Here is an 11,706-nt window from a genome sequence, read left to right as displayed (position 1 = left end):
TGCAACTCAAAGCAATTCAAAATTTCATGACTATCAGTTGTTTTACTAACTACTGACCACAAGCTACTCAATCAAGGAGAAAATTCATGAACTTCAAAAAAATTCTATTTCTAATGGTTACAGGGGTTAGTATTACCGGCTTGGGAATTGCTGGGTGTACACCGCAAGGGACAGACTTAGAAGCCGGGACACAACCTTCTACTTTGACGGGTCAGACCGAAACCGAAACACCAGCTGCTACAACTCCCACAACTCAACCACAAGAACGCCCTGGCGATGTTCCCTATGTACCTACACCACAGCCAGTGGTAGATGCAATGTTGCAAGTGGCAAAAGTGGGTAAGAATGATGTGCTTTACGACCTTGGTAGTGGTGATGGGAGAATTGTCAATACTGCGGCACAAAAGTTTGGTACGCGCGGTGTCGGCATAGATATTAATCCCGAACGCATCCAAGAAGCTAATGAGAATGCCCAAAAGGCAGGGGTAACCGATCGCGTGAAGTTTGTCCAGCAAGATTTGTTCACCACTGACTTTAGTGAAGCAACAGTAGTTACACTTTACTTACTGCCAGAGGTCAACGCCAAACTTCGTCCCAAGCTATTGAGTGAACTCAAACCTGGGACTCGCATTGTCTCCCACGCCTTCGATATGGGCGATTGGAAACCACAGCAAACGCTGAATGTAGAGGGCAAAACTATTTATTACTGGGTAGTTCCTGAAAATGTGCCAGCGAATTTGCGCTAGGGACTAATACCATTTTCAACTGTAGGGGCTTACATTTGTACATTGGTGTCAACTCTAAGCTAAACCTCGTTTCCAGCAAGAGTCTGGAAATGTTACTCCTAGCGGCTCTGCCGCCAGCAAGAGAGGCGGCAGCCCTAACGACAAGCATTCCCAATCTCCGACTGGGAACGAGGTAAGAGATAATTTTTAAAAGCTTTTTTTAGACTGGCTTTCACGTTAAGTTGACACCAATGAAATCTGTACGCCCCTACTAATTTATCTGTAGCAGAGATTTCGTCAAATACTATCAGAAATTCAAAATCAGGAAAGACTTATTTTTAATTTTGAATTCCATCTTTAGGGGGTTGACAGTGCCAACTTGGGATGTTGAAAAGAATAATTTAAAATCCAAAATTGTTTGACTGAATGCAAATTCAAGCAAGGGCAGCTTAGGGAGGAAATATGATAGGCTTAAAAGGAAAGAATGCTTTAATTACAGGTGCAACTTCAGGTATTGGTCAAGCGATCGCTATCAGACTCGCTCAACAAGGGTGCAACATCGCTATCAACTACCGCAAAAGCCCTGAAGCTGCGGCAGATACAGAAGAGATGGCATTGCAAAAAGCCTGCGGAAATATCGAAAATTGTGGTGTGAAGTCCCTACTGATTCAGGGAGATGTCTCCCAAGAATCAGACATTGTTGAGATGGTCAACACCGTAGTAAAGGAATTTGGCAGTTTAGATATTCTAGTCAACAATGCTGGCATTCAAACAGAAAGTCCATCCCACGAAGTTACTACAGCAGAATTTGACCGGGTAATTGCAGTCAATCTCCGGGGTGCTTATCTCTGCGCCCGTGAAACTATTAAACACCTCCTGTCTCTTAATCGTCCGGGGGTGATTATTAATATTTCCAGCGTTCACGAAATTATTCCGCGACCGATGTATATCAGTTATTCCATTAGCAAAGGCGGTATGGAAAACCTGACCAAAAGCTTGGCATTGGAATATGCCAGCCGAGGTATTCGTGTCAACGCCATTGGCCCCGGAGCAACAGTCACGCCAATAAATCAAGCCTGGATAGATGACCCCGAAAAAAAGGCGATCGTGGAAAGTCACATCCCAATGGGGCGTGCTGGCTCCTCAGAGGAGATGGCAGCCGCAGTAGCTTTTTTAGCTTCGGATGAAGCCGCCTACATCACCGGACAAACCCTATTTGTAGATGGTGGATTGACTCTCTATGCTGACTTCCGAGAAAGCTGGTCAGCTTGAAAAAGAGTCAAGGGAGCAGGGAGCAGGGAGCAAGGGGGAGGGAAAAGAGGAATTGGGGCAGGGTGCGCTTTGCTGGGGAGAAAGTTTCTCCTTTTCCCCCTGCTCCCTGCCCCCTTCCCCCTGCCTCTTCGTTGAGGTAAGGCTTGCGTACTTTCCACAATTGAGCCGATACATACCATTAGTGGAATTAAACGCCCATGACTAGCGCGATCGATAAGAACAGTCTGCTGGAAGCAGAAGCCTGGGAATTGTTGGAAGAGTCGATAATTTATTACCAGGGAAAACCCATTGGGACTGTAGCCGCCCACGATCCGGAGTCAGATGCACTCAATTATGACCAGTGCTTCCTCCGCGATTTTGTCCCCTCTGCATTGGTGTTTTTGATGTATGGCAAAGCAGAGATTGTGCGTAACTTCTTAGTAGAAACACTGAAATTACAAAGTCATGAAAAGCAGATAGATTGCTTTGAACCAGGAGCGGGATTAATGCCTGCAAGTTTCAAGGTACATTGTAATGGGAATGAGGAATTTTTGGTCGCTGATTTTGGTGAACTGGCGATCGCTCGTGTTCCCCCAATTGATTCTTGTATGTGGTGGATTCTCTTGCTACGGGCTTATGAAAAAGCTACAGGCGATTTGACTCTAGCGCGTCAGCCAGATTTTCAAGCAGGAATCAAGTTAATTTTGGATCTTTGCTTGGTACATCGCTTTTCCATGTATCCAACAATGTTAGTTCCCGATGGCGCGTTTATGATTGACCGTCGCATGGGAGTCTACGAACATCCTCTAGAAATTCAGGTGTTATTCTATGCGTCTCTCAGGGCTGCTAGTGAATTGCTTTTACCAGATGGGGATGGCGATAGCTACCTTGGCAAAGTCAATAGGCGATTGGGATCTTTGAAATATCATATCCGCAACTATTACTGGCTAGACCTGAAGCGATTGGGGGAAATTTATCGTTACAAAGATAACGAATTTGGTAAAGAAATTGTTAATAAATTCAACATCAACTCAGAATCAATTCCCAGTTGGTTGACCGAGTGGTTGCCCGAAACTGGAGGATATCTAGCGGGAAATTTGGGGCCGGGACGAATAGATTTTCGCTTTTTTGCTCTGGGAAATCTGATGTCAATCTTAGCTTCCTTAGCCAGTGAAAAAGAATCTCAAAGCATTATGAATTTATTTGCCCAACGGTGGCAAGACTTGATCGGCTATATGCCTGTTAAAATCTGCTTTCCAGCTTTGGAAGGTTTAGAGTGGAGAATTGTTACAGGATGTGACTCTAAGAACAGGGCTTGGTCTTATCACAACGGTGGTAACTGGCCCGTTTTACTGTGGTTATTTACCGCTGCGGCAATGAAAGCAGGTCGAACAGAACTTGCTCAAGCAGCTATAGCCATTGCCGAAAGGCGTTTATTTAAGGATCAATTTCCGGAATACTACGATGGCAACAATGGTCGTTTGATTGGCAAAGAAGCTAGAATTTATCAAACTTGGAGCATTGCCGGATTGCTAGCAGCCAAAAAATTGCTGGAAAATCCAGATTACTTGGAATTAATCAGCTTTGCAGAAGGTCTTGAAGTCCCAGGCTGTAGCCTGTAGGTACTGAATGCCCCCAAAGCTATGATTTAGCGGTTGTACTTAACTTATACAGGATGCTAGTACCGCAACTCTTAAAGACGCTACGCACATAGCAAAATCACCAAAGGAGTACGCAAAGATAAACTTGAAATCCTCAAATACCGGATAACTGATACACTATATTGTAAGAGGTATCTGAAGTGTCATACTCAGTAGTATCACAAGATAGTCTTTGCATCATTAACACGTTTTAACGTGTATAAACCATGAAAACTACTTCAGATTTAATTTCAGAATTTGAACAACTATTCAGACAAAAATTGCAACTAAATAATTGTAAGCTCAGAAAGAAAAGACAAGAGAATAATTATGAAATTATTACTCCAGCTAAAGACATTTTTTTGATGTATTGGTCTGAATTCCCAGATGTTAACTTAATATATCAGGCTGTAGGGGTACGCACTCAGCAGACTAGTGTTTATGAACGAGCTATCCGCTCCCACATCAGTTCTAGTCTGAGTAGTATCCAGGAGAATCCTCACTCGGAAACACCATTATTGGTGAAATAACGAATACTCAGATAACACAGAAAATATTTACTGAACTCTCGCCAGCTTTTGTAATAGAACTGACGAGAGTTTTTCACCGAAAATCTGTTGATCAAGAGATAAAAATGCAATCCGAAAAAAATCAAGATCAAGATCAGCTAGATTATAAAGCCTTGTTAGCGAATGCAAAGCAAGCCTTAAAACTTGAATACCAGAAATCAGCCGCTTTAGCGTCCCAACTACAAGCTATAAAAACTCAGTTAGCGCAAGTTCAGGCTGAAAACAAAACTCTCAGAGAGAGTGCTTACGAAGATGTAATTAAGCACTTTGAGGCGCGGACTCAAGCAGCGGAAGCACTAGCACTAAAAACAGAAGTACACCAAAGATTCCTTGAAGCCAATGGTTGCAAGGATGATGAGAGCTTCGATACTCTATGGGATAGTATTAAAAATAAGATTCAGATCCAAGATGGTGAAGTGAGAATCGTTGCTCCAAATGGCACTCCTAAGTTCACCTTAACGGGCAGCATGATGACTTTGAGGGATTTTATTCAATCCCTCAAACAAGATCCAATCTCTAGAAAGTTTTTCTACAACTAAAGAGCCAAATTCATGAAAGCCTATCGCTAGAAGCGGACTAAAGATTGTAGCAGAAAGTTATTCATCTTCGTCTCCTGGCGGTCGCTCGCTCTCGCTTTGTTGGGCGTTCCACTCCAAAACAATGCGTTCCAACATCTCAGGTTGCGTACAGTTATTAACATCGGCGTACATTTGAATCAACTGCCTCACTTTAGGACTAATGTGGCGAATCTCTAGTTGGTTACTTTGCACCATGTTCATTAACTTTTAGTGTCTATTACATATGTTGAACTATTAAACTATGTCTGTTGCAATAAATTTTGTTAATGGCGATGTTTTACGACAAGCCGCTGCGCGTCTACGCTAACTGTCGCCCTATGTAACTATTTAGGCTTAACCTGGTGGGGCTGCTTCTTCAAAGGGACGAATAATCGCAGGGGCTGGTGTGACTTCTGGTTTAAAAATTCCCTGCAATGCTTGTTCTAAGGTTTGTGCCATGACAATCCGGTTTTCGTAAGCCACGACTACCCGCACCAACGTTGGTAAGCTATTCTGTGTGGCTTCTAGATAGATTGGCTCGACATACAGCAGCGATTCTTCAATGGGAATTACTAGTAGATTGCCCTGAATTGCTCTCGAACCCTGGCGATTCCACAGGGAAATTTGCTGAGAAATCACTGGGTCTTGGTTAATCCGCGCCTCAATTTGCTCTGGGCCGTAGACCAGTCTTTCTTTAGGAAAAGTATATAGTAATAGCCTACCGTAATTATCGCCATCCGATCGCGCCGCTAACCAAGCGATTAAATTAGTCCGTTGTCGGGGAGTATAAGGTAGAAGCAGAATAAATTCTTCAAACGGTACAGTGGGTAGACTAGTAATCAAATAATAAGGCTCTACCGGACGGGTTTCACTGCCATAGATTTCGTTAGGAATCTGCCACTGGTCTTCCCGATTGTAAAATACCTGTGGGTCGGTCATGTGGTAGGTCATCAACCGCTGAGATTGAATTTTGAAAAAGTCCACAGGATAGCGGATATGACTGCGGAGAGTAACTGGCATAGCACTGAGCGGTTTGAAGGTGTTGGGAAATATCCTTGACCAAGTAGCAATGATCGGATCGCTTGGATCGGCAATATAAAAATTCACACTGCCGTTGTAAGCATCTATTACTACCTTGATTGAGTTACGTATATAATTAATACTTTCACTACCAGTGTCTGAGTAAGGATAGCGATCGCTTGTTGTGTAAGCATCAACAATCCAGTAAAGATAACTGGGATTACTTGGGAAATCTTGATTAGCAGCAGCGGCTACTAAATAAGGGTCGCTGTCAAATTTGAGAAAAGGTGCGATCGCTCGAATTCTTTGCTTGACATTTCGCCGCAGTAGCACCTTTGTCTCTGGCAAAAAGTCCCGCGTCAGCACCATCTGCCAATCTTTCAAATACATGGCGAATAACCACCGTCGCCATGCTGAACCGATTTCAACGCCACCCAGACCATCGTAAGAGTTGTAAACATTATCACTACCACTTGGGTAGTCTAACTCTCTAACTCTTGTGCCAGTCATCACATAAGTATTGGCTATTTCACCGTAATAAATTCGGGGTTGCCCAATGGGAATACTTTCACGAATGGCTTCACTGGAAGTTGTCAGAGCGCTACTATCACCGCTAATATCTTTGACAAAATATTCTGGTAGCCCACCCGGCCCAACTGTATTAACTGGGCTAACAGTAAACCCGAAACCGTGGGTATAAATTAAATGGCGGTTAACCCATGTTTGAGCTTCCTGTGGTACGCCAGTGTAGTCTAATTCTCGTGCAGCAATCAGTACCTGCCGCCTTTCTGTTGATTCAATTGCTTCCTGCTGAGGTTCTGGTGGTTTTCGAGGGGCAGATGGTGGGCGGGAAGTGACATCTGTTTTCAGAGTATACCGATCAATATCGGCATCGGGAAACCGATAATATGGCCGAATTTGTTGCAGCTGACGGTTAGTTTCTAACAGTGGTCGCTGATCCCAAAGGCGAATATTCCGAATTGTCAAGTCATTAGTTCGAATATCAGCTTCAGTCAGTGTTCCTTGAGGGTTAAAGCCTCTGGAATCGATCGCCTCTAAATCGAATGCTTGGCGAGTCAAGGCGATAGTCCGCTGAATGTAGGGTTGCTCCCGTTGCAACTCATTAGGTAAAACAATTAAATATTGCACCACAGTAGGTACAACAACATCAGCTAATACAACTAGTACTAGATAAACCCCTAATCCGTAAAATACCAAGCGACGATACTGGGATTTGGGTTTCCAGAAAAACGTTCGCCAAAGTAGGTAAATTGCGATCGCAACTGCCACGATGCACAAAACGGTATAAGCTGGCAACTGGGCTGTCACATCCGTGTAGCTGGCACCATAACTAACACCACGGTTAGAATACACGAGTTCATAACGACTCAGCCAGTAACTCAGAGCCACTACCAGCATCAACAAGCCACCCATACCGGATAAATGACGCTGCTGCTGGGGTGAAAAACCAGGGAAAATCCCCTGACTCAAACTGTCAGCCGACAAGAGATAAGTGAGGGTAACGGCGACGAAGCCATACAAACATAATCCCATTAGCCAGAGTTCTAGCAGTTCCCAAAAGGGTAAGGAAAATACGTAAAAGCTGATATCTCGACCAAATAAAGGCTCAGTGCTGTTGAAAAGGGTGGGGTGAAAATATTGCAGCACCTTTGCCCAGTTTTGGAATACGATCAACCCAAAAATGGGACTGAAGAGAATTGCGATCGCAGTTAATAAAAATTGGGGATAAATTAAGATTGCGATCGCTATTCCCCCAATTAAGCCGAAATACCATACTTGAGAGACAATCTGCCTCAACAGTTGCCAAATTGTCTCTGGTCGAAATAGGGCAAGAATGGGTTGACTAGCTTTATTAACTGGAGGATGCCAGTAAGAAAGAGCAATTTGACCATAGTGAGCCAAGATTAACCCGATCAACAAGCTCAGTACGAAAGCTAGGGGTAATAACCAGCGCAATCTGAATGGTTTAAGGCGTTGTGGCGTAAGTGTTCGGGTTTCGTTGCGTCTTGAATAATGAGGACTGAGAAAGTTTTTTAATTCACTGCTCAGTTCTGCTTCCTCACGCCTAACTTCTTCAATCTTCAAAGACTGGGGATATTTTAGCCGTTGTGCGAGAGCCAGGTTTAGCAGTAGATAAGCAGCTGTTATTCCAGCCACGACTACCCACAAAACACCACGAGTTACCACCCTCAACAGAAATACTTGGAGATAGCCGACTTCCTGAAACCAAAAAATCTCTGCTCCCATGCGAGAACCCAGATCCAGGAGTAGCCACAGCCCGAAGAATCCGATTAATAGTCTAAAGCCCCATTTCCAATACATTTGATTTACCATCATTGATCCTTAGAACTCGGATATTGCAGTTCAAAGCACGAAGTTCCGAGTTCCCAGCCTCAAGCTTGCTGATTAGAAGTCTATTTTTTCTGTTCTACCGTCCTTACTTGCTACTTGCTACCTCCCTAAAAGGCTTTGGGAATTCCAGCTTGTTTCAAAACTCCGTTAGCGGTATGGCGTGACTTGATGGTTCCGTCTACAACAAACCGACGATCTGTAATTGGACTGTACCAGATTTCATGATCTCCTTTGCCTTGCCGTTCAAAATAGCACCCAACTTCTGAAAGCATCTTTTTCAACTCAGGAGTAAACGACGCACCCATCTATGAAGCCACCTTAATCAACTCTTGTCGATGGCTGGTTAACTCAAAGGTGATAGAACCCACATAGTCAGGAGGGACAATTTTGTTGATAACGATCAGTTCTGGAATTATTTCTCGCAGCTTTTGCGTCAGAACCTCAATCGTAGAAGCTTCTGTTACTAATCCAGGTACATCATCACTAGTTGCTACCCAAACTTCTGCGTCTGAATCCCAAAATGCTTCAACCTTAAATGTGATTTGTGCCATCATTATTGAGTGCTTACAACGTAGTTCCAGTTTAGAACATCCGAGTTCTCAGGGTAAGCGTAGACTCACCATTAAACGACAAGCGATGTCTATGACGGGACGGACTACACCAACGCATTTTTGCTCTAAGTTCGTAGATAAACTAAAGTAAAGTTATCGTGAGCTACAAAAGCATGATGTCTTCGCTTCCCGTCAACGATGCTCAAAATAATTTACAAGAGCTGATAGACCAAGTTGCAGAGCAGGGTAAGCCTGTGATCATTCAGGGCGAACGTGGTAATGCCATTCTGCTGGCGGAAAAAGACTGGTCTGCAATTCAGGAAACTCTTTACTTGTTATCTATACCTGGAATGGGAGAATCTATAAAAGAAGGGCTAGCAACTCCCATCCAAGAATGCGATGAGGAGTTAGATTGGTGAGTCAGCGCAGTAATGGAGAGCCACTTCCGAATTCTGAAGAAGTGAGTTGGAGGTTGGTTTACACAAAACAAGCGCAAAAGGATGCCAAAAAGTTAGCTTCTAGTAATTTAAAGGAAAAAGCTGAGGAGTTGCTTGTAGTTCTTAAAAAAAATCCCTTTCAAAATCCTCCACCTTATGAAAAGCTGGTTGGTGATTTATCAGGTGCGTATTCTCGCAGAATAAACATACAGCATCGGTTGGTATATGAAGTCATCGAATCCGAACAATTAGTCAAGATAATTCGGATGTGGACGCATTACGAGTAATTTTTAGGTAGTTGATGACAAGATTTAATTTTAGGGTTGACCCGAACTTGATATTAATTGTGGTTGACTCTTAACTAATCGCCTTTCACTCACCATTATTGAGCCTTGGATCTCGGATGTTGCGGTTCCAAGCACGAAGTTCCGAGTTCAGAGGTCGAAGTTTCGAGTTCAGAGGTTGAAGTTTCGGGTTCAAAGGTCGAAGTTTCGGGTTCAAAGGTCGGAGTTCCGAGTTCAAAGGTCGAAGTTCCGAGTTCAGAAGTTGAAGTTTTGAGTTCAAAGGTCGAAGTTCCGAGTTCAGGGGTCGAAGTTTCGAGTTCTGAAGGTGAAAACTGGAGTTCTGAGCCTAAATGGTGGAGATAATAAGTACAGACCATTGTAAGGGCACGGCATTGCCGTGCCCCTACCCATGTTCTTCACTCCAAACATATTTTTGGCAGACTTCGCAAGCGGCTTTTGTTTCCTCGGTTTGCGGATTGGTGAAGATGGGATGGTAACGCAACCTGTCGCAACAGACTTGCAACCATCCACGCCAACCACCCCGCCACAAGCGCACAGTGCCGTCATCACCGCCACTGACAATCGTCTGCCCATCGGCGCTGATGGCGACAGACGTGACATTACCTTTATGACCACGCAAAGGTTCAGCTAAGGTCTGACCTTGCAGATTCCACAACCGCACAGTGCCGTCATCACCGCCACTGACAATCGTCTGCCCATCGGCGCTGATGGCGACAGAATAGACATAATCTTCATGACCACGCAAAGGTTCAGCTAAGGTCTGACCTTGGAGGTTCCACAACCGCACAGTGCCGTCATCACCGCCACTGACAATGGTCTGCCCATCGGCGCTGATGGCGACAGACCTAACATAATCTTCATGACCACGCAAAGGTTCAGCTAAGGTCTGACCTTGGAGGTTCCACAACCGCACAGTGCCGTCTTCACCGCCACTGACAATGGTCTGCCCATCGGCGCTGATGGCGACAGACCAGACAATACCCTGATGACCACCCAAAGGTTCAGCTAATGTCTGACCTTGGAGGTTCCACAACCGCACAGTGCCGTCATTACCGCCACTGACAATCGTCTGCCCATCGCTGATGGCGACAGAAAAGACATAACCTTTATCACCACCCAAAGGTTCAGCTAATGTCTGACCTTGGAGGTTCCACAACCGCACAGTGCCGTCATTACCGCCACTGACAATGGTCTGCCCATTGGCGCTGATGGCGACAGAATAGACACCACCCTCATGACCACGCAAAGGTTCAGCTAAGGTCTGATCTTGCAGGTTCCACAACCGCACTGTGCCGTCATTACCGCCACTGACAATCGTCTGCCCATTGGCGCTGATGGCGACAGAATAGACAATACCCTGATGACCACGCAAAGGTTCAGCCAAGGTCTGACCTTGGAGGTTCCACAACCGCACTGTGCCGTCATTACCGCCACTGACAATCGTCTGCCCATCGGCGCTGATGGCGACAGAATGGACCCAATCTTTATCACCACGCAAAGGTTCAGCTAAGGTCTGACCTTGCAGGTTCCACAACCGCACAGTGCCGTCACCACCGCCACTAACAATGGTCTGCCCATCGGCGCTGATGGCGACAGACCAGACATAATCTTGATGACCAGACAAAGGTTCAGTTAAGGGCAGACCTTGGAGGTTCCACAACCGCACCGTGCCATCATCACCGCCACTGACAATCGTCTGCCCATCGGCGCTAATGGCAACAGAAAAGACATAACTTTCATGACCACGCAAAGGTTCAGCTAAGGTCTGACCTTGCAGGTTCCACAACCGCACAGTGCCGTCACCACCGCCACTAACAATGGTCTGCCCATCGGCGCTGATGGCGACAGACCAGACATAATCTTGATGACCAGACAAAGGTTCAGTTAAGGGCAGACCTTGGAGGTTCCACAACCGCACCGTGCCATCATCACCGCCACTGACAATCGTCTGCCCATCGGCGCTAATGGCAACAGAAAAGACATAACTTTCATGACCACGCAAAGGTTCAGCTAAGGTCTGACCTTGCAGGTTCCACAACCCCACTGTGCCGTCACCACCGCCACTGACAATCGTCTGCCCATCGGCGCTGATGGCGACAGAATAGACATTACCTTCATGACCACGCAAAGGTTCAGCTAAGGTCTGACCTTGCAGGTTCCACAACCGTACTGTGCCGTCATCACCGCCACTGACAATCGTCTGCCCATCGGCGCTGATGGCGACAGAAGAGACAGAACCTTCATGACCACGCAAAGGTTCAGCTAAGGTCTGACCTTG

12 protein-coding genes and 1 pseudogene are annotated in these 11,706 nt (G+C 45.3%); 7 read left to right on the top strand and 6 right to left on the bottom strand.

Annotated elements, in window-relative coordinates; all coding sequences use genetic code 11:
- The first annotated feature begins 86 nt into the window (after nt 1-86).
- From F8R90_RS10005 to F8R90_RS09985, 5 genes are all read left to right on the top strand, one after another.
- A complete protein-coding gene (locus tag F8R90_RS10005) occupies nt 87-746 on the top strand; it encodes a class I SAM-dependent methyltransferase (protein ID WP_196510621.1) in 660 nt (219 codons plus the stop codon).
- 441 nt (nt 747-1,187) lie between these two features.
- A complete protein-coding gene (locus tag F8R90_RS10000) occupies nt 1,188-1,997 on the top strand; it encodes a glucose 1-dehydrogenase (protein WP_196510620.1) in 810 nt (269 codons plus the stop codon).
- Nucleotides 1,998-2,194: 197 nt separating this feature from the next.
- On the top strand, nt 2,195-3,598 hold the full coding sequence (locus F8R90_RS09995; protein WP_196510619.1) for a glycoside hydrolase 100 family protein: 1,404 nt from the start codon (nt 2,195-2,197) through the stop codon (nt 3,596-3,598).
- A 245-nt stretch (nt 3,599-3,843) separates the two neighbouring features.
- Nucleotides 3,844-4,146 (top strand): hypothetical protein, encoded by a 303-nt coding sequence (locus tag F8R90_RS09990; protein ID WP_190893083.1) that lies wholly within the window; start codon nt 3,844-3,846, stop codon nt 4,144-4,146.
- Between the two features lie 104 nt (nt 4,147-4,250).
- The gene (locus tag F8R90_RS09985; protein WP_196510618.1) at nt 4,251-4,724 is read left to right on the top strand and encodes a hypothetical protein; all 474 of its coding nucleotides are present in this window, start codon (nt 4,251-4,253) and stop codon (nt 4,722-4,724) included.
- 57 nt (nt 4,725-4,781) lie between these two features.
- On the opposite strand, the gene F8R90_RS09980 is transcribed toward F8R90_RS09985, so the two are convergent.
- The 4 genes from F8R90_RS09980 to F8R90_RS09965 form a co-directional block, all read right to left on the bottom strand.
- Nucleotides 4,782-4,964 (bottom strand): hypothetical protein, encoded by a 183-nt coding sequence (locus F8R90_RS09980; RefSeq protein WP_190893081.1) that lies wholly within the window; start codon nt 4,962-4,964, stop codon nt 4,782-4,784.
- Nucleotides 4,965-5,096: 132 nt separating this feature from the next.
- Nucleotides 5,097-8,105, bottom strand: a complete 3,009-nt coding sequence (locus F8R90_RS09975) for a UPF0182 family protein (protein ID WP_196510617.1) — start codon at nt 8,103-8,105, stop codon at nt 5,097-5,099.
- A 137-nt stretch (nt 8,106-8,242) separates the two neighbouring features.
- The gene (locus F8R90_RS09970) at nt 8,243-8,440 is read right to left on the bottom strand and encodes a type II toxin-antitoxin system HicA family toxin (RefSeq protein ID WP_196510616.1); all 198 of its coding nucleotides are present in this window, start codon (nt 8,438-8,440) and stop codon (nt 8,243-8,245) included.
- Nucleotides 8,441-8,686 (bottom strand): DUF1902 domain-containing protein, encoded by a 246-nt coding sequence (locus F8R90_RS09965; RefSeq protein WP_118166520.1) that lies wholly within the window; start codon nt 8,684-8,686, stop codon nt 8,441-8,443.
- A 173-nt stretch (nt 8,687-8,859) separates the two neighbouring features.
- Here F8R90_RS09965 and F8R90_RS09960 point away from each other — a divergent pair, with 173 nt between their 5' ends.
- Together F8R90_RS09960 and F8R90_RS09955 are read left to right on the top strand one after the other, a co-directional pair.
- On the top strand, nt 8,860-9,105 hold the full coding sequence (locus tag F8R90_RS09960) for a type II toxin-antitoxin system Phd/YefM family antitoxin (protein ID WP_225892282.1): 246 nt from the start codon (nt 8,860-8,862) through the stop codon (nt 9,103-9,105).
- Complete coding sequence (locus F8R90_RS09955) at nt 9,102-9,410, top strand: Txe/YoeB family addiction module toxin (RefSeq protein WP_331000632.1); 309 nt, start codon at nt 9,102-9,104, stop codon at nt 9,408-9,410. The genes F8R90_RS09960 and F8R90_RS09955 overlap by 4 nt, the downstream gene beginning before the upstream one ends.
- A 95-nt stretch (nt 9,411-9,505) precedes the next feature.
- On the opposite strand, the gene F8R90_RS09950 is transcribed toward F8R90_RS09955, so the two are convergent.
- Together F8R90_RS09950 and F8R90_RS09945 are read right to left on the bottom strand one after the other, a co-directional pair.
- Nucleotides 9,506-9,784 (bottom strand): hypothetical protein, encoded by a 279-nt coding sequence (locus F8R90_RS09950; RefSeq protein ID WP_196510615.1) that lies wholly within the window; start codon nt 9,782-9,784, stop codon nt 9,506-9,508.
- 26 nt (nt 9,785-9,810) lie between these two features.
- Nucleotides 9,811-11,706, bottom strand: a pseudogene (locus F8R90_RS09945) (hypothetical protein); the annotation flags it as partial.

This window comes from Nostoc sp. NZL (assembly GCF_015714705.1).
GTDB classification, from domain to species: domain Bacteria; phylum Cyanobacteriota; class Cyanobacteriia; order Cyanobacteriales; family Nostocaceae; genus Nostoc; species Nostoc foliaceum_A.
This window is presented reverse-complemented; position numbering and strand designations above follow the sequence as displayed.